Raw genomic sequence first — 22,514 nt, 5'->3', positions numbered from 1 at the left:
TCAAAGGCGCCATTCTGGTTAACGGCGGCGCGGACGGTTGCTTGAGCGTCGCGAAGCAGATTTTGCCGTGGCTCAGTCGATCGCCGGCAGGCCGAAGAAACGCCGGGCGCAGGCCGTGGTATGCGCGGCCAGGGCTTCCGGCGTTTCCTGGCGATGATGGGCGACTTCGCGCAGCACTTCACTCAGGTAGGCGGGTTCGTTGCGGTTGTTCTTCGGCCTTGGCTTGAGGCTGCGTGGCAGCAGGTAGGGGGCGTCGCTCTCCAGCATCAGTCGCCCGGCGGGAATCTCGCGGACCAGCGGATGCAGGTGAGTGCCGCGGCGCTCGTCGCAGATCCAGCCGGTGATACCGATGTGCAGGTCCATATCGAGATAGCCGAACAGGGCGCGTTTCTCGCCGGTGAAGCAGTGCACCACCGCGGCCGGGAGGCGGTCCCGGTAGTCGCGCAGGATGGCCAGCAGGCGCTGGTCAGCATCGCGCTCGTGAAGGAAGGCCGGCATCTGCAGCTCCGCCGCCAGCGCGAGCTGCTCCTCCAGGGCCTTTTCCTGCTGCTGGCGAGGGGAGAAGTCGCGATTGAAGTCCAGGCCGCACTCGCCGACGGCGCGTACTTCCGGTTCCTTCAACAGCGAACGCAGTTGTCCGGCGCTACCGGCATTCCAGTGGCTGGCGTCGTGGGGATGGATGCCGGCGGTGCTGAACAGGCGTTTGCCGCTTTCGTCCAGTTGCCGACAGAGCCGGAGCGCCTGCTCGCTTTCGTCGAGGCTGGTGCCGGTCAGCACCAACTGGCAAACGCCGGCCTCGAAGGCACGAACGAGCAGTGCCTCACGCTCCTGGTCGAAGCTCGGATGGGTCAGATTGACGCCGATGTCGATGAGTTGCATGGTGCTACCTCTGGCGGGTTAGGCAGCATAGCAGAGCCGGGCTTTTTTTATAAAAGCTGTTACAAAACAAGATGTTGTAACGTTTTGGTAAGGTGTTCTGTCGGGTCGGGGTGGCATCCGAAGGAGGGCTGTGAGAACCTCCGCGCCCCTTGCGAACCGGAAATTGCCTCCGGCGAGTTGTCTTAGGCGGTCGGATTCGCACTTGGCGCCCGGCCTGGAGATTCGATGACGCGACCCTCGGTGCTCTTGCTTTGCCTGCTGATGCTGCTTCCGGTGGCGGCGGCCGCGCGTGTGGCCGGCCCGCCCGAGGCCTGGCAGCAGCCGGGCACGGTACGTGACCTGGCGGAAATTCGCCGGAGCGGCGTCTTGCGCGTGCTGGTCAACCAGAGCCGCAACAGTTCCGGCGAGGTCAAGGGGCAGGCCATCGGCATCGAATACCATCGCCTGCGCGCGCTCGAGCAATACTTGAACCGCAACGCGCGGGATGGCCGCAGCCTCACCCTGAAAATCATTCCCAAGGCCAAGGATCAGTTGCTCGCTGCCTTGCAGCGTGGCGAGGGGGATCTGGTCGCGCCCGGCGAGTTGTTCGGCGGCAAGGCGGGGCGTGACCTGAGCGCCAGCGCGGCGATTCGCGAGCACGTGCCGCTCCTGCTGGTTTCCCGGCAGGGCAGCCGGCGCTACCAGCGTCTCGAACAACTGGCCGGACGCAGCCTGGCGCTGCCTGCCGGGAGCGCGGCCGGCGAGGCGATACGCGTGGTCAACCAGCAGTTGGCGCAGCGGAGAATGGCACCCATCGTGATCGAGTGGGTCGATCCGACGCTGGCGGTGGAAGATGTGCTGGAAATGGTCCAGGCGGGCATCTACCCGATGACTGCCGTCGAGCAGCCCATCGCCGAGCGTTGGGCCAAGGTGCTGCCGAAACTGCGTATCGAACGTCATCTGGTCCTGAGCAACCAGGGCAACATGAGCTGGTTCATGCGCCGGGATGCCTCGATGCTGCGCGCCAGCGTCGATCGCTTCCTCAAGGGCTACCGCAGTCCGGCCGATCTGGACAGCGCGTTCCAGCGCACCTACCGGCGCCTCTACAAAGTGCATTACCCGTTGAATCGGGGCGACCGCCAGCGTCTGGAAAAGGTGCGCCCGGTGCTGCAGCGCTATGCCGAGCAGCATGAATTCGATTGGTTGAACCTCGCCGCGCTGGCGTTCAAGGAGTCCACCCTCAATCCAGCGGCGCGCGGTGCCAGTGGGGCTACCGGGCTGATGCAGATCACGCCGTCCGCCGCGCGGAGTGTCGGGGTGGGCAACATCCAGAACCTGGACGGCAATGTGCAGGCCGGCGCCAAGTACCTGGCGACGATTCGACGTAATTTCTTCGCCAGCGCCCAGCTCAATGAGCGCGAGCGCATGGCGTTCGTCCTGGCCGCCTACAACTTGGGCCCGCAACGAGTCCAGGGCTTGCGTGCCGAGGCGCGTCGGCGCGGGCTCAATCCCAACCAGTGGTTCTTCCAGGTGGAACGGGTCGCCGCCGAGCAGGTCGGCATGGGGGTGGTCAGCTACGTCAATAGCGTCAATAAGTACTACCTGGCCTATGCTCGCGAGAGGTATTTGCTAGAGCCACAAGCGCAGACGGCGGGGAGAAGTCGCTGATATCTGTTTTTTCGATGGTTATAAGTCGTTTTTCGCGATTATAATATCGAAAATATAATCTATGCTGTCTCCATCTTCCCCAACCGAGGCGGCATTCGAAAATGAACAACCTGATCAAGTCCATCACTTCTACCCAAGCCGGCTATGGCATTGCGCTGCTGCGTATCGTGACCGGCCTTACGTTCGCCGCGCACGGCTCGCAGAAACTGTTCGGCTGGTTCGGCGGCTACGGCCTGGCTGGCGTAGGGCAGTGGATGGAAAGCATCGGCCTGACGCCCGGCTACCTGATGGCCCTGATGGCGGGTAGCGCCGAATTCTTCGGTGGCCTGGCACTGGTACTGGGCTTGTTGGTGCGCCCGGCCGCTGCGGCATTGATCGTGGCGATGCTGGTGGCGATATTCACCGTGCACTGGGTCAATGGCTTCTTCATCACCGCCAATGGCTTCGAGTACGCGATGATCCTCGCCCTGATCAGCGCCACCCTGCTCATCGAGGGGGCTGGCAAGCTGTCGCTGGACCGTCGCATCTCCGGTTGATTCTTCCGCTGATCTTATTCGCGGCGGACGCCTTGTGCGTTCGCCGCGATTCCCTTTCTGCTAAGCGCCGTTTGCGTCCTTCGCTACGGTCAATTGCTCAGCAGCGTCCAGACGCAAGCGCTCGTGCTCGTCGAAGCTGTCCTCCGCCAGTTGTCGGATGGCGGCTTCCCTGTCGCTGGCACTGAGTCCCGGATTGGCATCGATCTCCGCCTTGGCCTCGCTGTAGGCCCTTACCCGTTGCTTCCAGGCGTCCCGCTTGCGGTCCAGCTCTTCCAGGCGCTGGGTGGCGTCCGCGCCCACCAGTTGCAGGCGCAATTGGCGAATCTGTTCGGCGGAGGCGCCTTGGGCGCGCAATTCGGAGGTTCGATTGCGCAAGTCGGCCTGCAGTTGCGGCAGAACATTGGCTTGCAGTTCTTCCGGCAGGCTTTCGCGCAGACGATCGACGGCGGCGGCCTTGCCCGCCGCATCGAGCGAGGCATCCTGTTGAATGGCCAGGCGTTCCAGGGTGAAGCGGTTGTAGGCTTCTTCGCGGGAGAAGAACGCTTGCCGAACCTCATCGCTGAACAGGCGTGCCCGTAGTGCCTGCACCGCCTGTTCACGATGGCGGAGGGCCTCCAGGTCGGCCAGTTGCGGCAGGTTGCGCTCCAGCAGGACCAGTTCCCGTTTGTAGGTCAGGTATTGATCCAGCAGTGCCAGGGCCTGGGCTTCAGCCGGCTGCTCCAGTTGCCCGGCGATATAGGCCCGTAGCCGCTCGAGGCTGCGGGCCAGCGATTCTTCGCCGACCGAACTGAGGAAGTAATCGAAGATGCGCCGGATGTCTTCGCTGATCAGCAGGTCGCCATTGGCATCGACACGGAAGATGCCGTCGACCTGGGTTCCCGCCAATGAGCTTGGCGTGGCCAGGGCACGCTCCGGGGTGAGAGGCGCGGCCGGCGCGGGCGAGGGGATGGTGGTCGTTGGGGTGTTGGCTTGGGGAGCCTTGGCCCCTGTGGTAGCAACTGGCGGTGGCAGGGCCAGAACCAGGGCCACGCAACCGACGAAAACCAGAGGGGGCAGGAGCAGCAGTTTTTTCACGGATACTTCCTGAGGGATGCCGGGGCCGAACGGCCCCGGCTGGACGCTCTTTAAAGGCCTGCGTTCTTCAAGCGATTGGCGTGCTGGCGATAGACCGTGACCGGATCGGTCTCGAACAGGCTGGTGAGGCCGAAGGTCTGGTTGACCTCGTCGAGGTGGTTCATCCGGTAGTTGTCGCGGATCACCTGGCCCAGGTGGGAGCTGCAGCGACCGACCAGGCCATCGTTGTCTTCGCCGTTGAAGGTGAGGGACGAAGCGCCGAGCATCAGGTCGCTGACGTCGAGGATGTTGGTCAATGGGCTGGTGCCGCTCCAGGAGTAATAGCGCACACCGCTGACCTGATAGGCCCCTTCGCCGCAGGCGCTGGTGGGAACGCCCTGGGGAAACTTGGCATTGAAGCGGGCGGCGCCTTCGCTATTGAGCGACTCCAGCGAGCCGAGGGCGTTCTGCTCGCCCGGATCGCCGCTGGACAGGAAGCTGATCAGCGCACCGAGACCATTGACGATGCCGGCCAGCACTGCTTCACCGGCGGAGCCTTCCGGCACCTGACGGATGAAATCGGCGGTGGCCGAGCCTTTGTGCGGCGAGCCGACACTGGTGATCGAGGCGACCAGATCCGGGCGCACGGCGGCGACATAGCGGATGGTCGGGCCGCCATGGCTGTGGCCGATCAGGTTGACCTTCGGCTTGCCGCTGATCGCGACGATTTCCTCGACCTGCTCGAGCAACTGTTCGCCCCGTGCTTCCGACGTGTCCAGCTGACTGACTTCGGTGACGTAGACACTGGCGCCATCGCGGCGCAGGGCGGATGGGATGCCGTACCAGTAGTCGACGCCCAGGATGCTGTCGAAACCCAGCATGCCATGGGCCAGGACGATGGGGTACTTGGTCTGGGTGTAGCCGCTGGAACCGAACCAGAACGCCTGTGTCTGGGTGGACAGGGCCAGGCCGGCGCCGAGGCAGAGGGCGAGCAGGGTTTTCTTGTTCTTCATAGATGCTCTCGAGAAAGGAAATCGGCAGTGAAAAAGCATCCTTGCGAGGCCACGTGCATCACTCCGGATGCCGATGGGGTGGCGCATTTTCCATGCCATTTCCGCTTCGGTCGGCGCGGGATGCTCTGGCGCACGGCTTTGCGCGGGAATGTGTCCGCTTCGTTGGCGATGCTCGGCAGGGCTTGCTGTTACGCGCTGAAACGTCAAATCGTGTCGGAAACTCGTAACGGCCAGTCGGCAAGTGTGCGGTAGTGGGTGCCTTTGGGGCTGTTTTCGGAGACGAACAGGCTGAAGCGATCGGCCAGCCAATCGAAGGTTGGGATGACGCCGGCAGGCATTCGGGTGCAGCGGCGCGCCAAGGTCAGATGAGCGTGAAAAGGCCGGCGTTCCGGCTCGAAGCCGGCACCCAGCAGCGCCTGCCGAAGCTGTCGCTCCAGTTGCAACAGCGCCTCGGGCGGATGGCTGGCATCCAGGTGGAGCAGGCCGTTGCGCCAGCATCCAAGGCGGTCCAGGCGCAGTGCGAAGGCACCGGTCGCACAGGCGGAAGCCAGGCTCTTCAGTTCGTCGACCCGGCCGCGCGGCTGACTGCCGAGGAAGGCCAGGGTCAGGTGCAGGTTGGCGGCGGCGACCGGCTTGCCGTCCAGTTCCAGGGCGTCGCGCCAGTCCGCGATGGCGCGGGCCAGTTCGAGGGGGCACGGCAGGGCGAAGAACAGGCGCAGGGAGGGCGTCGTCATGGCAGTTCCTTGTCGTCGAAAGGCTGCCTTGACAGTATTACGCGGGCTTCTCTAGGATTCCGCTCCATGCGCCGATTTAAACAGCTACTTGCGGGGCGCCGGGATTTCCCGAAATACCGCTAAAGCGCTGGTTCGGTGTCGCCTCCCACCGCTGCCCAGCGGAACCACGAGGCGGAGACCCAAGTATGACCCACACCCAACCTCTCGTTCGCCTGGCCCCTATCACATCGGGGCTGACGCATCGCAATCCCCGGATTCTCCTTGGCGGCTCCCACCAGCCCACCTTGCTGCGCTATCTGGATGGATGGCCGAAGCGCTGGGGCAAGCCGCGCACCTTCCTGATCCACTTCGCCCATGACGACGATTCGCTCGGACGTTTCGCCAGCGATAGCTTCGATCTCGCGGTGATCCAGGCGCCCAGCCGCGAACGGCTGGACGCTTCGATCCGGGAACTGACCCGTGTCGCCCGGCAGGGGCTGATCACCCGCCGCTGAGCGGGTATTCGATAGCCACCAGGTACCAGGTCTTCTCGCCAGTGGGGGTTTGCACCCGCACTTCGGCGTCGAGGGTCTTGCCGAGCAATGCACGGGCCAGGGGGGAATCGATGCTGATGAGGTTCTGTTTCAAATCCAGTTCGTCCGGCCCGACGATGCGGTAGCGCGATTCGTTACCGTCTTCGTCTTCCAGGGTGACCCAGGCGCCGAAGTAGACCTTGTTCGGATCGGCTGGCCGTTCGTTGACCACCTTGAGGTTTTCAAGGCGTTTGCTGAGAAAGCGGACCCGGCTGTCGATCTCGCGCAGCATCTTCTTGCCATAGGTGTATTCGGCATTCTCCGAGCGGTCGCCCTGGGCAGCGGCTTCGCTGACCGCCTGAGTCACCTTGGGGCGGCGCACGTGCCAGAGTTCATGCAGCTCGGCACGCAGGCGTGCTTCGCCTTCGGGGGTGATCAACGGGGTACCGGCGGAGCGAGGGGGACGATAGCGACTCATGGCTTGCGAATGACGGAAAGGAAATCGGAGAGGAAGGGTAACCAAACCCGGCCCGATCTTGAACTATCAGGCGCGAGAGGCTTATCAGCCTTCGCGCAGGACCGTCAGTGGACTGGCATTCAAGGCACGACGGGTGCCGAGCACGCCAGCGCCGCCGATCAGCAGGGCTCCTACCAGGGGCAACAGCAACAGCCAGGGATGCGGCTGCCAGTTCAGGTCGAAGGCATAGCGATAGAGCAGGGCGCTGATCAATTCGCAGCCCAGCGCGGCCAGCAGACCGCTGGCCGCGCCGAGCAGGGCGAACTCGGCTCGGCGCGCCTTGACCAGAAGGGCGCGCTCGGCGCCCAAGGCGCGCAGCAGGGCGCCTTGGCGGATGCGCTCATCCAGGGTGGCTTGCAGGCCGGCGAAGAGCACGGCCAGTCCCGCGGCGAGCACGAACAGCAGCACGTACTCGATCGCCAACGTCACCTGGGTGAGGATGCTGCGCAGTTGCGCCAGCAGCGCATCCACCTGCAACAGGGTGACGGCCGGGAAAGCCCGGGCCAGTTCGACCAGTTCGCGCTCGTGGCGGGGTGGCAGGTAGAAGCTGGTCAAGTAGGTCGCCGGCAGGTCCTGTAGGGTTCCCGGTTCGAAGACCATGTAGAAGTTCGGCTGGAAGCTGTCCCACTCCACATCGCGCAGGCTGGTGACCTGGGCGTCGCGGGTCAGGCCGCCGACGCTGAAGCTGAGCCGGTCGCCCAGCTCGAGCTTGAGGCTTTCGGCCAGCTCGCTTTCCACGGAGACGCCGGGCAGCTCGCTGGCATGGGCGGTATTCCACCAGCTACCGGCGCTGAGGCGATTGTCGCCGGGCAGCTCGGCCGCCCAGGTCAGACTGAGGTCGCGACGGATCGCCCGTTCGCCTCGGGAGTCCTTGCTGACGAGGTCCTTGACGGGTTCGCCGTTGATTGCGATCAGGCGTCCCGGCACGACGGGATAGAGCGGTGCCGGGTGGGGGGACATCTCGCTCAGGCGCGCGGCGAAGGCATCCTTGTCGGCCGGCAGCACGTTGAGCGCGAAGTGGTTGGGTGCGTTCTCCGGCAACTGGTCCTGCCAGGTGTCCAGCAATTCGCTGCGTAGCAGGACGATCAGCGACATAGCCAGCAGGATCAGGCCGAAGGCCAGGGATTGCCCCGCCGCTGCCAGTGGGTGACGCAACAACTGGCCGAGCCCGAGACGCCATGGCAGTGCGGCACGCTTGAGCAGGCGCCGCAGACTCTGCAGACCGAACAGTAGACCACCGCCGAGAATCAGCGTGGCGACGAGGCCACCGCCGAGCAGGGCGAAGGTCAGCGGCAGGTCCAGGCTCAGGCGCCACATGATCAGGCCGAGGGCGAGCAGGGCGGTACCGTAGACCAGCCAAGTGCTCGGTGGCACCGGCAGCACGTCGCGGCGCAGGACACGCAGCGGCGGTACCCGGCCCAGGGCGGCCAGGGGCGGCAAGGCGAAGCCGCCAAGGGCGACCAGTCCAGTGGCGATTCCGACGACGGCGGGAAGCAGGCCGCCGGCCGGTACGTCGGCGGGTAGCAGGTCGCGAAGCAGATAGAACAGGCCGTACTGGGCCAGCCAGCCGAGCAGGGCTCCGCAGGCGCTTGCGATCAGCCCGATGAGTGCCAACTGCAGGCCATAGAGGCCAAGTGCTTCTCGACGCGAGAGGCCGAGGCAACGGAGCAGGGCGCTGGCGTCGAATCGCCGGCTGGCGAAGCGGCTGGCGGAGAGGGCTACGGCGACACCGGCCAACAGGACCGCGGCCAGGCTGGCGAGATTCAGGTAGCGCTCGGCCCGTCCCAGGGCACCGCCGATCTGGCGATTACCGTCGCGAGCGTCCTCCAGGCGCTGGTTGGCTGCCAGCCCGGGCTTCACCGCTTCGCGATAGGCTGCCAGGGCTTCGGGAGTGCCTCGCCAGAGTTCCTTGTAGCGGACCCGGCTGCCCGGCTGGACCACGCCGGTGGCCGCCAAGTCGTCCAGGTGCATCAGTACACGAGGTGTCAGGCTGTAGAAATCGCCGGCGCGATCCGGCTCGTAGGTCAAGACCCGGCTCAGACGCAGTGGCTTTTCGCCGATCTCGATGGTGTCGCCGACCTTCAGGTTCAGCGCCGCGAACAGGCGGGCCTCGGCCCAGGCTTCGCCGGGGCGTGGTCCTTCGCCGGGTTCCTCGGGCTGGTAGGGTTCGGGGGCGCTCTTCAATTGGCCTCGCAGGGGATAGGCGTCATCCGCCGCCTTCACACTGGATAGCTGGATGCCCTCATCCGTAGCGATCACGCTGGAAAACTCGACGACCTGTGCGTGGTCCAGGCCGAGCCGCTGGCCCGCTTCTATCTGCTCGGGCCGTGCCAGAGAGCTGCCGCTGAGCAGCAGGTCGGCCCCGAGGAATTCGGTTGCCCGCATCAGCATGGCGCCGTTCAAGCGGGCGCTGAAATAGCCGATGGCGGTGCTGGCTGCCACTGCGACCAACAGGGCGAAGAACAGCACGCGCATTTCGCCAGCGCGGGTATCGCGAATCAACTGGCGCGCGGCGAGCAAGCACAGGCGGGACAGTGGCAGGCCGTTCATCAGGGCTCCACGTGATCGACCAGATGGCCGCCTTCCAGGCGGATCAGACGGTGGCAGCGATGGGCGAGACGCTCGTCGTGCGTGACCAGGACGAGGGTGGTGCCGCGCTCGTGGTTCAGCTCGAAGAGCAGGTCGCTGATGCGCTCGCCGGTATGGCTGTCCAGGTTCCCAGTGGGCTCGTCGGCGAACAGAACATCCGGCTCGGCGGCGAAGGCGCGGGCGATGGCGACGCGCTGCTGCTCGCCCCCGGAGAGCTGGCGCGGGTAGTGCGACAGACGCTGCTCGAGACCGACCCGGCGGAGCAGTTCGCTGGCTCGCTCGCGGGCGTCGGGGCGGCCGTCCAGTTCCAGCGGCAGCATGACGTTCTCCAGGGCGCTGAGGCTGTCGAGCAACTGAAAGGACTGGAAAACGAAACCGACATGCTCGGCACGGACGCGGGCACGCTGGTCCTCGTCCAGGCTGCCGAGGTCGCGGCCGGCCAGGGAAACACTGCCACCGCTGGGTACATCGAGGCCGGCGAGCAGGCCGAGCAGGGTCGATTTTCCCGACCCGGAGCTGCCGACGATGGCCAGGCTGTCGCCGCGATTCAGCTCGAGGCAGAGGTCATGGAGGATGGTCAGCTCGCCTTCCGCGCTGGGAACCACTTTGTTAAGGTTCCGCGCACTGAGAATGCTTTGGTTCATGGAGAATCCGATGCGTGCGTGGTGGGTGAGAGGTGCATTGCTGCTGTCGCTCTGGAGCCTGGGGGCGGCCGCGGACACGCTGCTGGTCGTCGGCGATAGTATCAGCGCCGCTTTGGGCCTGGAAACCAGCCAGGGCTGGGTCCGCAAGCTCGACGAGCGGCTCCGGGAGCGCGGTTTCGAGCACCGGGTGATCAATGCATCGGTCAGTGGCGACACCAGCGCAGGTGGCTTGGCGCGGCTGCCGGCGCTGCTTGCGGAGCATCGACCCGGGCTGGTGATCATCGAACTGGGCGGCAACGATGGGTTGCGCGGAATGCCACCAGGGCAATTGCAACAGAATCTTGCGGCGATGATCGAGCGGGTGCAGGCGACAGGCGCGCGGGCCGTGCTGTTGGGGATGCGCCTGCCACCGAACTACGGTGCACGCTATACGAAGGTCTTTTCTCAGGTCTACGTCGATCTGGCCGAGGAAAAGCAGATACCTCTGGTGCCGTTCTTCCTGGAGGGGGTTGGCGGCGTCGAAGGCATGATGCAGCCCGATGGCATCCACCCCTCGGTCGCCGCCCAGTCCCGTCTGCTCGAAAATGTCTGGCCGACGCTGGAGCCGCTGCTCTGAGGCTTTTCCGTCGAAAGCCTTTCCGCTAAGGTGGCGCCCCCGCCCTGGAGCCCTCGATGCCGCGTCCCGCCTGGTCTTTATTCGCCTATCGATTGATCGAGCCGGACGAACAGTTGGACTTGTTCGCCTGCCGAGAGGCGCGCCTGCATCTGGTGGCGCGCCAGCTCGAACTGGGCGGCTACGCCGATCGGACATTGTGTGGCGGATTGTTACCGGCGCAACCACGCTGGCTGGGGGTGGACAGGGCGAGTCTGCAGGATCGCCGGCTGTGTCCGGCCTGCCGCCAGGTTCTTGAGGCCCAGCGTCGTGGCGAGGCGCCGATGTAGTCCGACGTGGGAGTGCTCCCGGTACGTCTCGCGGCAGTGTACAATTTCGATTCCTTCACAAATCAGCCTTGCCAAGGAAATCTGGATGTTGTCGCGTGCCTCCTTCGCCTGCTCTCTGTCGCTCGCTGCATTGTTCGCGACGGGACCCGTCGCAGCCCTGGAGCTGCCGTTGCCACCGCCGGGCGAGGACATCGTCGGTCAAATCCAGGTCATCAAGGCGAAATACGAAGATACCTTCGCCGATATCGGCCAGGCTAACGACCTGGGCTATCTGGAGATGGTCGCCGCCAACCCGGGGGTCGATCCCTGGCTGCCGGGCGAGGGCACCGAAATCATCCTGCCGACCCGTTACATCCTGCCGCCGGGCCCGCGTGAAGGCATCGTGATCAATCTGGCCGAGTACCGGCTGTATTATTTCCCGAAAGGCAGGGACGTGGTTTATACCTACCCGCTGGGCATTGGCCGGGAAGGTTGGGGTTCGCCGATCGCCAACACCAAGATCACGGCCAAGACCCCGAATCCGGCTTGGTATCCGCCCAAGTCCATTCGCGAGGAGCACGCAGCGGACGGCGATCCGTTGCCGACGGTAGTGCCGCCAGGCCCGGACAACCCGCTCGGGCCGTTCAAGTTCTCCCTCGGGGTCTCCGGTTACCTGATTCACGGCTCGAACAAGAAATTCGGTATCGGCATGCGCGTCAGCCACGGTTGCTTCCGCATGCTCAACAACAATGTGCTGCAACTGGCCGGGATGGTGCCGGTGGGCACGCCTGTACGCATCATCAACGAGCCCTACAAGTTCGGGATCAGTAACAACAAGGTCTATCTCGAGGCGCATGCTCCGCTGGACGATCAGGGGCAGCCCTCCGTCGTGGACAAGCACACGGCGGTGATCAATGCCCTGCTCAAACGCGAGGAATTGGCCAACAACCTGAACCTGGATTGGGAAGTGGTTCGGGAAGTGGTAGCGGCTGAGGACGGCTTGCCGGTGGAGATCGCGGTGCCCGTCTCGTCGGTCGCTAGCAGTGCTTCCGTCGAACTCTGATCGACAGGAAACAAAAGACCCGCCGCGCGGCAACGCCCGGCGGGTTTTTTATGGCCGGTTGTAAATCGACAGGCAATAAAAAAGCCGACCCGAAGGTCGGCTTTTTCAGCCCGGGGGCTATTACTTGCGGCTGGCTTTTTCCAGCATGCGCAGAGCGCGCTCATTGGCTTCGTCAGCGGTCTGCTGAGCCTTCTGAGCAGCGGCCAGAGCTTCGTCGGCCTTGCGGTAGGCTTCGTCAGCACGAGCTTGAGCGCGGGCAGCAGCGTCTTCGGTAGCGGTCAGACGTGCTTCGGTTTCTTTGGACATGCTGCTGCAACCAGTGGCCAGAACGGCGGCCAGGGCCAGAGCAGAGAATTTCAGAACGTTGTTCATCGTGTTCCCCTTAAGGTGGACTTCCATATAAAGCAATTTCCCAAGCCTGGGAAATTAGCCGGCCTACATAGTACTCATAACTTGTAGTAAGTAAACTGACTCCATGCAAGAGAGACATCTTTTTTTAGGGTTGGCGGGGAAAGGTAAGGAAGTTGTCGCTCTTTTGTATAAAAAACATCCAATTAAGTGTGCGCCGAGGGGAACTCTTAGTCCGTTCGGAGGCACGCGTGGCGGTAGAGAAGTGCAAGTAAGCCAGGCGCTTTTTACCGTCTGGGGACGTTCCGGTCTCTCATCTCGCCGCTGGTGACTGGCCAGGTGCCAGCCTGATAAGCTGGCGTCTTCAGCCCATCCGGATAAATCATTACAAGTTCAAGGACGCTCGCATGTCGAAGATCATCAAGTGGGGCTTGGTGATGGCTATTGCCGTCGCCCTGTTGATCAAGTTGTCGTTGTGGTTGTCGGTTCGCAGCATCGTGAATGATGCCGTCCAGCAGCTCTCACCTTTTATGGATATCCGCTACGGCGGCATCACCTCGTCGTTCGATGGGCGGGTCGGGCTGGAAAAGATCGAGATCAACGTGCCTGCGCTCCGCGATAGCGTGCGGGTCGCTCATGCTGAGTTGAAGTTCAACGGCCTGGGTGAATTGCTTCGCTTCAAGGAGCGGCTGGGCGAAGGCAAGTTTCCCGAGCAAATGGCCGTCAAGTTCAAGGGAATCGAGCTGGAGGTCCATGGGCCTTTCATGCAGCAGTTGTACGATACGCCGCCCGAGCGCAGTGTATTCACTGCCATGAGCGAGGTAGCCTGCGGCAAGGTTCGCTACATCGGTACCGGCGAATTGCTCGACATGGGCTACCGGACGTTCGAGACCGACGCCGAGTTTTCCTACCTGTTCCAGCCTGGTGCACAGAAGCTGACATTCAATATGACGGCTGACATGCGCGACATGGGCGAACTGCGGCTGAGCCTGGGACTCTCGAACATGTCCGAGAAGCCGGGTGATCTGCGCGTCAATCCGCCGCATCTTTCGAGTGTCACGTTCGAATTGAACGACAACCAGTATCAGCGCAAGGTACAGGAGTACTGTGCAGGCAAGATGGGGCAGAGTAGCGAGGTCTACCTCAAGACGGCGGTCGAGCAGTTCGATCGTGTGTTGCGCAGCCAGCGTATCGGGCTGGACCAGCCGCTCCTGGACGCCTATGCCGGTTATTTGAAGGATCCGCAGTCGCTGCGTCTGGAACTGAATCCCAGTGAGGGCATGACCTGGGATGGCTTGCAGTTCTTCGAGGCGAAGGATGTGCTGAGCATGTTGAGGCCGACGTTACTGGTCAATCAGCAGGTGGTCGAACCGATCGGTTTCGCCTGGGTCGACCCGCATGCGCGCAAGCCCCAACGGGCCGATGAGTTGGTGGTCGCCGATCGACCGGCGGATGCGTCTCGCCCGAGCACGCCGCAATATGAATTTGTCAGCGTGGCCAGTTTGCCGGAATATGCTGGGAAGCGATTGCAATTCATAACCTATGATGGTGCCTACTACCAAGGTGTGTTGCACAAGGTGGAGAACGGCAAGGCGTTCCTCAGTGTCCAATTTGGCACGGGATCGGCGGAGATGTTTCTTCGTCTGGAAAAGATAGATAAGGTGCGGGTGCTGTTCTGAGCATCGTTGAGGAGAAGTAATGAGCGAGGCGTTGTCCATTCACCATGACCTGGTCGGTCATCAGTTCGAGACCACTGTCGAGGGTCACCGAGCGTACCTGGCCTATATGGATCTGGGGAAACAGACGTTGGACATTTATCGCACGTTCGTGCCAAACGCCTTGCGTGGCCGTGGTATCGCCGCAGCCCTGACCGAGCATGCGCTGGGGTATGCGGAGCGTATGGGGTATACCGTGATTCCGTCGTGCTCCTATGTGGAGCGTTATCTCGAGCGGCGCCAGCGTCACCTGGCCAAGAGCTGAAACGAGGTTGGAAATGAAAACGCCGGGCATTGCCCGGCGTTTTTCGTTTCAGCGAACTTAGCTGCGATGGCGCTTGGGCAGGACATCCTTGAGCTTGGCGTGCATGCCAAGCAGGGTCTTCTCGGTGGTATCCCAGTCGATACAGGCATCGGTGATCGACACGCCGTACTTGAGGTTGCACAGATCCTTGGGAATCGGCTGATTGCCCCAGCCCAGGTGGCTTTCCACCATCAGGCCGACGATGGACTGATTGCCTTCGAGAATCTGGTTGGCCACGTTGTCCATGACCAGCGGCTGCAGAGCCGGGTCCTTGTTGGAGTTGGCGTGGCTGCAGTCGACCATGACGTTCGGGCGAATACCGGCCTTGGTCAGCTCCTGTTCGCAGACTGCGACACTGACCGAGTCGTAGTTCGGCTTGCCGTTGCCGCCGCGCAGTACCACGTGGCCATAGGGGTTGCCCTTGGTGGTGACGATGGAGACGCCGCCTTCCTGGTTGATGCCGAGGAAACGGTGCGGGCTGGAAACCGACTGCAGGGCGTTGATCGCCACGGTCAGGCTGCCGTCGGTGCCATTCTTGAAGCCGACGGCGGAGGAGAGACCGGACGCCATTTCGCGGTGGGTCTGGGATTCGGTGGTGCGTGCGCCGATGGCCGACCAGCTGATCAGGTCCTGCAGGTATTGCGGGGAGATCGGGTCGAGGGCTTCGGTGGCGGTCGGCAGGCCCATTTCGGCCAAGTCGCGCAGAAGTTGGCGGCCGATGTGCAGGCCGTCCTGGATCTTGAACGAGTCGTCCAGGTAGGGGTCGTTGATCAGGCCTTTCCAGCCTACGGTGGTCCGCGGCTTTTCGAAATACACGCGCATCACCAGGAACAGGCTATCGGACACTTCGGCGGCCAGGACCTTGAGGCGCTCGGCGTATTCGTGCGCTGCCTTGATGTCATGGATAGAGCAGGGGCCTACCACCACGAACAGGCGGTGGTCCTTGCCGTCGAGAATGTTGCGAATCACCTCGCGGCCATGGGCCACGGTGCGGCGGGCTGCCTCGGTGAGCGGGATTTCACGCTTGAGCTGCTCCGGCGTGATCAGGGTCTCGTTGGAGGCAACGTTAAGGTCATCGATCGGTAAATCAGCCATCGTGTTACTCATCAGTCACGGGTGCCGGCCGCCAGCGCCCCGGTGCGGCGGTGCACAGCGTTCTCATGGGCGCAGCGGGGAAGCGGAACCTTAGCGCGTTAGGGGCTGGCTCGACAATGGCCTTCAGGATAACCAGCGGAAAAAACCAAGGATCGTCCTATACCGGAGCGAAATCCGCCGCATGGCGCGAAATCCACTCCTGGGCACAGGCCTCGATGGGAATGGTTTGCCCTGTCTCCTGTTCCCGTTGCCGCCGGTATTGCTCGATGTGGCAGATCTGCTCGACCATCCGGGCGCGGAACAGGTTGTCCTCGTCGACGAAGGCGATGCCGATCAGATAGTCCGCCTCCTGTTTGCGACACCAGGCGACCACGCCGGCGTAGTGGGCGTCGTCGCCGAGCAGGGGAATCCGCAATTCGATCGACGTGCCCGGCGGAAAATCGCAAGAGGAATTACAGGCTACGCCTCCAAGGCTGATATTGTGCAGGCGCTGGCTCGGCAGGAGGGTCTGCTCGCCCAGGACGAGTTCGACCGGCATCTCGGATGGGTGGCGCAAGAAACGACGCATGAACGGACCTCGTATCGGATCGAAATGACATCATCTCTGAGAAGCAGACTTCCCGAACTGGAACTGACGGACTTCGACGCCGACCACTCGCTCCTGGCGTTCCCCGGAGTTACCTTGCTGATTTTTACCAGCATAGGCTGTTCCAGCTGCCGGTGGGCGCGTCGCGAGCTGCCGGGGATGAGCCTGCCGGTCGATCGCGTGTGCTGGGTGGATGCCGGCAGCAATGGCGGGCTGGTGCAGCGCTATGAGGTTTTCCATTTGCCGGCCTTGTTCGTCGTCTGTGATAGTCGGTTTTTCGGCGCGGTGCATGCGCGCCTGACCGCTATCGATCTCACCACCGCCCTGGCCGAGGCCTTGAATCGTCCTGCAGAGGAGCTCCCTTGATGTCTGAAGTCCCGCGTCCCCGCATCGGTATCATCGGCACCGGTGCGATCGGCGGCTTTTATGGCGTGATGCTGGCCCGTGCCGGCTTCGACGTGCATTTTCTGTTGCGCAGCGAGTTCGCACCGGTGGTTGAGCGCGGCCTTCAGCTCAACAGCGCCGTGCATGGCGCTCTGGCCCTGCATCCGGTGCAGGCCTATCGCGATGCGGCCGAGATGCCGCCTTGCGATTGGCTCCTGGTCGGCGCGAAGACCACCAGCAATGCCGCGCTGGTGCCGGCCATCGTCCAGGCCGCTGCACCGGGGGCGAAAGTGGTGCTGATGCAGAATGGCCTGGCAGTCGAAGATGCGTTACGGCCGGCTTTGCCGGACTCGCTGCATCTTCTGGGCGGGCTCTGTTTCATCTGCGTTCATCGCTCGGCGCCCGGGGTGATCGAGCACCAGGCGTTGGGTGCGGTCAACCTGGGATATCACTCCGGTCCGGCCGCCGATTCGGCACAGCGTCAGGCAATCGTCGAGGAAGGGGCTGCTCTGTTCCGGGCCGCCGGGCTGGATTCGTCGGCCATGGCGTCGCTGGATCAGGCGCGCTGGCAGAAGCTGGTCTGGAACGTACCCTACAACGGGCTGTCGGTGTTGCTGAACGCGGGTACCACCGCCCTGATGGGCAACCCGGACAGCCGGGCCTTGATCGAGGCGTTGATGGAGGAGGTGGTGCAGGGTGCCGCTGCCTGCGGTCATGTATTGCCGGAGGGGTTCGCTGGCAAGTTGCTGGCCGCGACCGACCGTATGCCGGACTACCTGCCGAGCATGTACCACGATTTCGTTCAAGCGCGGCCGATGGAGCTGGAAGCCATCTATGCGGCCCCTTTGGCGGCCGCGGCCCAGGCCGAGTGCGAGCTGCCCAGGATGCGGATGCTGTATCGGGCCTTGCGCTTCCTCGACATGCGTCAATCCGGCTGAGCGGGTGCCGCTGCCCGCGGTCCCGAAGTTCTTCCATGGCCAGCGAGCCTGCACGAGGGCTCGCTTGTGTCTTCCCGCACGGGTGCTCGGAGATGCGGTTGGCGAATCTGCCGTCCCCATTGTCGCAGCCGCCGCCTCTTCGTCCCCGGCACTGCTAAGCTCAAGCGAGGCCCCGCCGGATGGGCAGTAGAGGAGGCCGCATGATCCGTTCCATTCTATACGCCACCGACCTTGGTCTTTACGCGCCTTACGTTCTGCAACATGCCTTGGCTCTGGCCCAGGCATTCAAGGCAGAGCTGTATGTGATACATGCCGTCGAACCCATGGGGTTGTTCGCCGAGTCGGTGCTGCAGACCTACCTGGACGAAAAGACCCTCAAGGAGCTGCGTACCCAAGGGCTCGGGACCGTGATGGCGAGCATCGAACAGCGGGTACTGGAGGGGTTCCGCGACGAACTGGGGGAGGCTCAGCAGGACTTGCCCGTGATCCGCGCGGTGCGGGTGGTGCAGGGGGACCCGCCGTTGGTGATTCTCGACGAAGCGCAGAAACTCGCCGTCGATCTGCTGGTCGTAGGCAGTCACAGCCATGGCACCGCGCTCGATACGCCGTTGGGGCGTACGGCGGCGCGGCTGGTGCAGTTGTCGGAGGTTCCGGTCTATCTGGTGCCGATGCTGCAGCATCGCGGCCGCGGCGAACTCTAGATCCGCTTATCTGACGAGCCGCCTGATCGAGGCGCTGGATGCGGGTGCGTCCGAGGGGGGAAAGAAACGTCCATTTTTGCCTGTGCGTGTGTGACTCATGCGACCTGATCGACGCATCGGCTGCCGTCCTTCGCAAGGATTGGACGAAACGACATGCAAGACTGTGGATATAGGTCTAGTTTATGCTTTGAACCATTGAATATGGTTATAAAGAACGTCGCGTATCGAGGCGTCGTCGACCCGCTTTCGAGGGATTTCTATGAAGCTCCAGCAATTGCGCTACATCTGGGAAGTGGCGCATCACGACCTCAATGTTTCGGCTACCGCCCAAAGTCTCTATACCTCGCAGCCGGGCATCAGCAAGCAGATCCGTCTGCTGGAGGATGAGCTGGGGGTGGAAGTGTTCGCCCGCAGCGGCAAGCACCTGACCCGCGTCACGCCGGCCGGGGAGCGGATCATCACGACGGCCGGGGAAATCCTGCGCAAGGTCGAGAGCATCAAGCAGATCGCCCAGGAATTCTCCAACGAGAAGAAGGGCACGCTGTCCATCGCCACCACCCATACCCAGGCACGCTACGCCTTGCCGCCGGTAATCAGCGGTTTCATCAAGCAATATCCGGATGTGGCGTTGCACATGCACCAGGGAACGCCCATGCAGATCGCCGAGATGGCGGCCGACGGCACCGTGGACTTCGCCATTGCCACCGAGGCACTGGAGTTGTTCGGCGATCTGGTGATGATGCCGTGCTATCGCTGGAACCGTTGCGTAATCGTTCCCCAGGGGCATCCGCTGGCGAAGTTGCCGAAGCTGACCCTGGAGGCACTGGCCGAGCACCCGATCGTCACCTACGTGTTCGGTTTCACCGGCCGCTCGAAGCTGGACGAAGCCTTCAATCATCGCGGACTGACGCCCAAGGTGGTGTTCACCGCGGCCGATGCCGACGTGATCAAGACCTACGTGAGGCTGGGGCTGGGCGTGGGGATCGTGGCCCGGATGGCGGTGGACCCGAAGCTGGATACCGACCTGGTGGTTCTGGATGCCAGTGAGCTGTTCGAGGCCAGCGTGACCAAGATCGGCTTCCGTCGCGGTACTTTCCTGCGCGGCTTCATGTGCGACTTCATCGAGAAGTTCGCCCCGCACCTGACGCGGGATGTCCTGGCCAAGGCTGTGCAATGCCACAACAAGGCCGAGATGGACGAGCTGTTCCAGGACGTCGAACTGCCGACCTATTGATGCCTTGTCCCTGTACTGCGGGAGCGGAGGAAATCCGCTCCCGCAGGCGCATCAGTTCTTCGCGATCAGATTGCCGGCGTGCAGGCCGCATTCCTTCTGCGTGGCTTCTTCCCACCACCAGCGGCCTTCGCGCTCGTGCTGGTTGGGCAGCACCGGGCGGGTGCAGGGCTCGCAGCCGATACTGATGAATCCGCGCTCGTGCAGCGGGTTGTACGGAATCTCCAGCATGCGGATGTAGGCCCAGACTTCCTCGCTGGTCATCTGTGCGAGCGGGTTGAACTTGTATAGCGGCTTTTCCGGGGTGGAGAAAGCAGTGTCGATTTCCAGTGCGGCCACCTGGCTACGGGTGCCGGGGCTCTGGTCTCGACGCTGGCCGGTGGCCCAGGCGCGCACGGTGGAGAGCTTGCGCTTGAGCGGTTCGATCTTGCGGATGCCGCAGCATTCGCCGTGGCCATCCTTGTAGAAGCTGAACAGACCCTTTTCCTTGACCAGGGGTTCGAGCAGGCGCGGATCGGGGGAGAGCACCTCGATGGCGATGCCGTAATGCTCGCGGACCTGGTCGATGAAGCGGTAGGTTTCCGGGTGCAGACGGCCGGTGTCCAGGCTGAACACCTTGACGTTCTTGTTCAGTTTCCAGGCCATGTCCACCAGCACCACATCCTCGGCACCGCTGAAGGAAATCCACAGGTCGTCGCCGAAATGTTCGAGGGCGAGCTTGAGGATGTCTTGGGGGGACTTGCTGGCGTAAGTCGCGGCGAGTTCCGCGACGTCGAAGGGATGGCTCATCAGGCAGGCTTCCTCGGTATGGCGCTGCACGCGCTCTGAGGCGCGGATGGTAGCAAAAAGGGGATATGCATCTAAATAACGACTCGGCTCGCTTTCCTTCGTTCCGGTTATAAGCAGTTGCGTTGCGTGCCGCCAGGCGAGCCGCTAGAGTGCCGCCTCCTTCAACCTTTGTTTTCGAGGAGTGTCCCGTGGAAATCGCCTGTCTCGACCTGGAAGGCGTGTTGGTGCCGGAAATCTGGATCGCCTTCGCGGAAAAAACTGGCATCGATGCGCTCAAGGCCACCACCCGGGATATTCCCGACTACGACGTGCTGATGAAGCAACGCCTGCGCATCCTCGACGAGCATGGGTTGAAGCTGTCGGACATCCAGGCCGTGATCGCCACCCTCAAGCCCCTGGATGGCGCGGTGGAGTTCGTCGACTGGCTGCGCGAGCGCTTCCAGGTGGTCATTCTCTCGGACACCTTCTACGAGTTCTCCCAACCGCTGATGCGCCAGTTGGGCTTCCCCACGCTGCTTTGCCACAAGTTGGTGGTGGATGACACGAATCGGGTGGTGGATTACCAGTTGCGCCAGAAGGACCCCAAGCGCCAGTCGGTAATTGCCTTCAAGAGCCTGTACTACCGTGTGATTGCGGCCGGCGACTCCTACAACGACACCAGCATGCTCTCCGAGGCTCACGCGGGAATCCTGTTCCACGCGCCGGAGAACGTGATCCGCGAGTTCCCGCAGTTCCCGGCGGTGCACACCTACGAAGACCTCAAGCGCGAATTCATCAAGGCATCGAACCGCAAGCTCAGCCTCTGAGGCTGCACCCCTGGCTAACCCGAGCGCCTGGCGCGCTCGTGGCTAGAGCCTTTCCAGCGTCTCCAGCAATACCTTCACCTTGGTGATCGATTCCTGATACTCGGATCGCCAGTCCGAATCGGCAACGATGCCGCCTCCGCCCCAGCAGCAGACCTGTCCGTCCTTCACCAGCAAGGTGCGGATGGTGATGGAGCTGTCCATTTCTCCCCGTACGTCCAGATAGAGCAGAGAGCCGCAGTAGATCGCACGGCGGGTCGGCTCCAGTTCGTCGATGATCTGCATGGCGCGGATCTTCGGGGCGCCGGTGATGGAGCCGCCGGGGAAGCTGCCGGCGATCAGATCCAGCGCATCCTTGCCGCCCGCCAGTTCGCCGCTGACGCTGCTGACCAGGTGGTGGACATTGGGATAGCTCTCCAGGGCGAACAGTTCCGGCACCCGGACCGAGCCGATCCGGCAACTGCGCCCCAGGTCGTTGCGCAGCAGGTCGACGATCATCAGGTTCTCCGCACGGTCCTTGCGGCTGCCCAGCAGGTCTTCGGCCTGCGCCTTGTCTTCCTCGGCGTTGCGCCCGCGCGGGCGGGTGCCCTTGATCGGACGGGTTTCCACGTGCCCCTGGCTCAGCCGCAGGAAGCGTTCCGGCGACAAACTGAGGATAGCGCCACCGTCGCCCAGGGCCTGGTAGCCGGCGAACGGCGTAGGGCAGGCCGCCCGCAGCGCCCGGTAGGCCAGCCAGGGATCGCCCTGGCAGGGCGCACGGAAACGCTGGGCGAAGTTCACCTGATAGCAGTCACCGGCCTGGATGTAGGCCTGGATGCGCTCGATGGCTTGCCGGTAGCGGTGCTCGTCGATATCCGCCTGGAACGGTGCCGACAGGTGGAATGCATTGGCCTCGGACGCTTCCCTAGGTTCGGCGAAAAGCGTCAGCAGATGCTGGCGTTCGCTCTCGGCGAGCTGTGGATGGCAAACCAGTTGACTGGTCTGGTGCTGGTGGTCGCTGACCAAGGCCCAGGCATAGACGCCGAAACGGGCGTCCGGCAGGGCGAGGTCGTCCACCGCCTGCTGCGGCATGGGCTCCAGGCGGCGGCCAAAGTCATAGGCCAGATAGCCGATCAGCCCGCCAGTGAACGGCAGTTCGCACTCCGCCGGTGCCTCGGCCGGGCCGAGCAGGGCAAGGCCGCTGCGTAGACGGTCGAAAAAATCCTTGGCCGATTCGTCGGGTGCGGCTGCCAGCTCAGCCAATGGCCAGGCACTGATTAGGTCATAGCGTCCACGCTCGGCCAGCGGTCGCCCGGCATCCAGCAACACGGCGCCTGGCGCGTGGCGGATGGCGGCGAAGTAGTCGGCGGGGTCGGCTCGATAGGGCAGTGGGTGAACGAAGCAGGTCGGCATGCTGGAGGTCGGCTGTGCGCGGGAGGCGATTGTAGATCGCCGTGACTGTTCATCCTAGAGCCGTGGCCTGGGTTTACGCGAGGATAGGGCGCTGATTAGTATGAGCAGGTCCCACGGAGA

25 protein-coding genes are annotated in these 22,514 nt (G+C 63.3%); 13 read left to right on the top strand and 12 right to left on the bottom strand.

What is annotated here, in order from left to right; all coding sequences use genetic code 11:
* Positions 1-72 precede the first annotated feature (72 nt).
* On the bottom strand, positions 73-879 hold the full coding sequence (locus PIN01S_RS03625) for a TatD family hydrolase (protein ID WP_084333763.1): 807 nt from the start codon (positions 877-879) through the stop codon (positions 73-75).
* A 225-nt stretch (positions 880-1,104) separates the two neighbouring features.
* On the opposite strand from PIN01S_RS03625, the gene PIN01S_RS03620 reads away from it, so the two are divergent.
* Together PIN01S_RS03620 and PIN01S_RS03615 are read left to right on the top strand one after the other, a co-directional pair.
* Positions 1,105-2,526 carry an MltF family protein gene (locus PIN01S_RS03620; protein ID WP_084333762.1) on the top strand — a complete coding sequence of 474 codons (1,422 nt, stop codon included), beginning with the start codon at positions 1,105-1,107 and terminating at the stop codon, positions 2,524-2,526.
* A 101-nt stretch (positions 2,527-2,627) separates the two neighbouring features.
* Positions 2,628-3,062 carry a DoxX family protein gene (locus PIN01S_RS03615; protein WP_084333761.1) on the top strand — a complete coding sequence of 145 codons (435 nt, stop codon included), beginning with the start codon at positions 2,628-2,630 and terminating at the stop codon, positions 3,060-3,062.
* Positions 3,063-3,122: 60 nt separating this feature from the next.
* Here the strand turns inward: PIN01S_RS03615 and PIN01S_RS03610 are convergent, their stop codons facing one another.
* The 3 genes from PIN01S_RS03610 to thpR form a co-directional block, all read right to left on the bottom strand.
* Positions 3,123-4,136 carry a lipase secretion chaperone gene (locus tag PIN01S_RS03610; RefSeq protein WP_084333760.1) on the bottom strand — a complete coding sequence of 338 codons (1,014 nt, stop codon included), beginning with the start codon at positions 4,134-4,136 and terminating at the stop codon, positions 3,123-3,125.
* A gap of 50 nt (positions 4,137-4,186) precedes the next feature.
* Complete coding sequence (gene lipA / locus PIN01S_RS03605) at positions 4,187-5,128, bottom strand: triacylglycerol lipase (RefSeq protein ID WP_084333759.1); 942 nt, start codon at positions 5,126-5,128, stop codon at positions 4,187-4,189.
* Between the two features lie 203 nt (positions 5,129-5,331).
* Positions 5,332-5,862, bottom strand: coding sequence for an RNA 2',3'-cyclic phosphodiesterase (gene thpR, locus PIN01S_RS03600; protein WP_084333758.1), 531 nt, complete (start codon positions 5,860-5,862; stop codon positions 5,332-5,334).
* Between the two features lie 185 nt (positions 5,863-6,047).
* Here thpR and PIN01S_RS03595 point away from each other — a divergent pair, with 185 nt between their 5' ends.
* A complete protein-coding gene (locus PIN01S_RS03595) occupies positions 6,048-6,356 on the top strand; it encodes a hypothetical protein (RefSeq protein ID WP_084333757.1) in 309 nt (102 codons plus the stop codon).
* Here the strand turns inward: PIN01S_RS03595 and greB are convergent.
* The 3 genes from greB to PIN01S_RS03580 all read right to left on the bottom strand — a co-directional run bounded on the left by greB (position 6,343) and on the right by PIN01S_RS03580 (position 10,124).
* Positions 6,343-6,852, bottom strand: coding sequence for a transcription elongation factor GreB (gene greB / locus PIN01S_RS03590; RefSeq protein WP_084333756.1), 510 nt, complete (start codon positions 6,850-6,852; stop codon positions 6,343-6,345). The genes PIN01S_RS03595 and greB overlap by 14 nt on opposite strands.
* Positions 6,853-6,936: 84 nt before the next feature.
* Entirely contained in the window at positions 6,937-9,441 is a 2,505-nt protein-coding gene (locus PIN01S_RS03585; protein ID WP_084333755.1) for an ABC transporter permease, read from the bottom strand.
* Positions 9,441-10,124 carry an ABC transporter ATP-binding protein gene (locus tag PIN01S_RS03580; protein ID WP_084333754.1) on the bottom strand — a complete coding sequence of 228 codons (684 nt, stop codon included), beginning with the start codon at positions 10,122-10,124 and terminating at the stop codon, positions 9,441-9,443. The genes PIN01S_RS03585 and PIN01S_RS03580 overlap by 1 nt, the downstream gene beginning before the upstream one ends.
* Before the next feature lie 10 nt (positions 10,125-10,134).
* On the opposite strand from PIN01S_RS03580, the gene PIN01S_RS03575 reads away from it, so the two are divergent.
* From PIN01S_RS03575 to PIN01S_RS03565, 3 genes are all read left to right on the top strand, one after another.
* Positions 10,135-10,740, top strand: coding sequence for an arylesterase (locus tag PIN01S_RS03575; protein WP_090257140.1), 606 nt, complete (start codon positions 10,135-10,137; stop codon positions 10,738-10,740).
* A gap of 56 nt (positions 10,741-10,796) precedes the next feature.
* Positions 10,797-11,066: a hypothetical protein gene (locus tag PIN01S_RS03570; RefSeq protein ID WP_084333753.1), complete on the top strand. Its 270-nt coding sequence runs from the start codon at positions 10,797-10,799 to the stop codon at positions 11,064-11,066.
* Positions 11,067-11,151: 85 nt separating this feature from the next.
* Positions 11,152-12,108: a L,D-transpeptidase family protein gene (locus PIN01S_RS03565; protein WP_084333752.1), complete on the top strand. Its 957-nt coding sequence runs from the start codon at positions 11,152-11,154 to the stop codon at positions 12,106-12,108.
* A gap of 120 nt (positions 12,109-12,228) precedes the next feature.
* On the opposite strand, the gene oprI is transcribed toward PIN01S_RS03565, so the two are convergent.
* Positions 12,229-12,480, bottom strand: a complete 252-nt coding sequence (gene oprI, locus PIN01S_RS03560; RefSeq protein ID WP_003239826.1) for an outer membrane lipoprotei OprI — start codon at positions 12,478-12,480, stop codon at positions 12,229-12,231.
* A gap of 383 nt (positions 12,481-12,863) precedes the next feature.
* Between oprI and PIN01S_RS03555 the strand changes: the two genes are divergently transcribed.
* Both PIN01S_RS03555 and PIN01S_RS03550 read left to right on the top strand, forming a co-directional pair.
* Complete coding sequence (locus PIN01S_RS03555; protein ID WP_084333751.1) at positions 12,864-14,135, top strand: aq_1923 C-terminal domain; 1,272 nt, start codon at positions 12,864-12,866, stop codon at positions 14,133-14,135.
* Between the two features lie 19 nt (positions 14,136-14,154).
* Positions 14,155-14,436 carry a GNAT family N-acetyltransferase gene (locus PIN01S_RS03550; RefSeq protein WP_084333750.1) on the top strand — a complete coding sequence of 94 codons (282 nt, stop codon included), beginning with the start codon at positions 14,155-14,157 and terminating at the stop codon, positions 14,434-14,436.
* A 57-nt stretch (positions 14,437-14,493) separates the two neighbouring features.
* Here PIN01S_RS03550 and PIN01S_RS03545 read toward each other — a convergent pair whose 3' ends face one another.
* Both PIN01S_RS03545 and PIN01S_RS03540 read right to left on the bottom strand, forming a co-directional pair.
* Complete coding sequence (locus PIN01S_RS03545) at positions 14,494-15,570, bottom strand: 3-deoxy-7-phosphoheptulonate synthase (RefSeq protein ID WP_084333749.1); 1,077 nt, start codon at positions 15,568-15,570, stop codon at positions 14,494-14,496.
* Between the two features lie 157 nt (positions 15,571-15,727).
* Positions 15,728-16,138 (bottom strand): PilZ domain-containing protein, encoded by a 411-nt coding sequence (locus PIN01S_RS03540; RefSeq protein WP_084333748.1) that lies wholly within the window; start codon positions 16,136-16,138, stop codon positions 15,728-15,730.
* Positions 16,139-16,162: 24 nt separating this feature from the next.
* Between PIN01S_RS03540 and PIN01S_RS03535 the strand changes: the two genes are divergently transcribed.
* From PIN01S_RS03535 to cysB, 4 genes are all read left to right on the top strand, one after another.
* Positions 16,163-16,522 carry a thioredoxin domain-containing protein gene (locus PIN01S_RS03535; RefSeq protein ID WP_084333747.1) on the top strand — a complete coding sequence of 120 codons (360 nt, stop codon included), beginning with the start codon at positions 16,163-16,165 and terminating at the stop codon, positions 16,520-16,522.
* A complete protein-coding gene (locus tag PIN01S_RS03530) occupies positions 16,522-17,478 on the top strand; it encodes a putative 2-dehydropantoate 2-reductase (RefSeq protein ID WP_084333746.1) in 957 nt (318 codons plus the stop codon). Before PIN01S_RS03535 ends, PIN01S_RS03530 begins: the two co-directional genes overlap by 1 nt.
* A 200-nt stretch (positions 17,479-17,678) precedes the next feature.
* Positions 17,679-18,179 (top strand): universal stress protein, encoded by a 501-nt coding sequence (locus tag PIN01S_RS03525; protein WP_084333745.1) that lies wholly within the window; start codon positions 17,679-17,681, stop codon positions 18,177-18,179.
* Positions 18,180-18,438: 259 nt separating this feature from the next.
* A complete protein-coding gene (gene cysB / locus PIN01S_RS03520; RefSeq protein ID WP_084333744.1) occupies positions 18,439-19,413 on the top strand; it encodes an HTH-type transcriptional regulator CysB in 975 nt (324 codons plus the stop codon).
* 51 nt (positions 19,414-19,464) lie between these two features.
* Here cysB and PIN01S_RS03515 read toward each other — a convergent pair whose 3' ends face one another.
* Positions 19,465-20,199, bottom strand: coding sequence for a phosphoadenylyl-sulfate reductase (locus tag PIN01S_RS03515; protein ID WP_084333743.1), 735 nt, complete (start codon positions 20,197-20,199; stop codon positions 19,465-19,467).
* A gap of 188 nt (positions 20,200-20,387) precedes the next feature.
* Here PIN01S_RS03515 and thrH point away from each other — a divergent pair, with 188 nt between their 5' ends.
* Positions 20,388-21,005 carry a bifunctional phosphoserine phosphatase/homoserine phosphotransferase ThrH gene (gene thrH / locus PIN01S_RS03510; protein ID WP_084333742.1) on the top strand — a complete coding sequence of 206 codons (618 nt, stop codon included), beginning with the start codon at positions 20,388-20,390 and terminating at the stop codon, positions 21,003-21,005.
* A 42-nt stretch (positions 21,006-21,047) separates the two neighbouring features.
* On the opposite strand, the gene pabB is transcribed toward thrH, so the two are convergent.
* Complete coding sequence (gene pabB / locus PIN01S_RS03505) at positions 21,048-22,394, bottom strand: aminodeoxychorismate synthase component I (protein WP_084333741.1); 1,347 nt, start codon at positions 22,392-22,394, stop codon at positions 21,048-21,050.
* Positions 22,395-22,514 lie beyond the last annotated feature (120 nt).

Source organism: Pseudomonas indica NBRC 103045 (genome assembly GCF_002091635.1).
Classification (GTDB): Bacteria; Pseudomonadota; Gammaproteobacteria; order Pseudomonadales; family Pseudomonadaceae; genus Pseudomonas_M; species Pseudomonas_M indica.
This window is presented reverse-complemented; position numbering and strand designations above follow the sequence as displayed.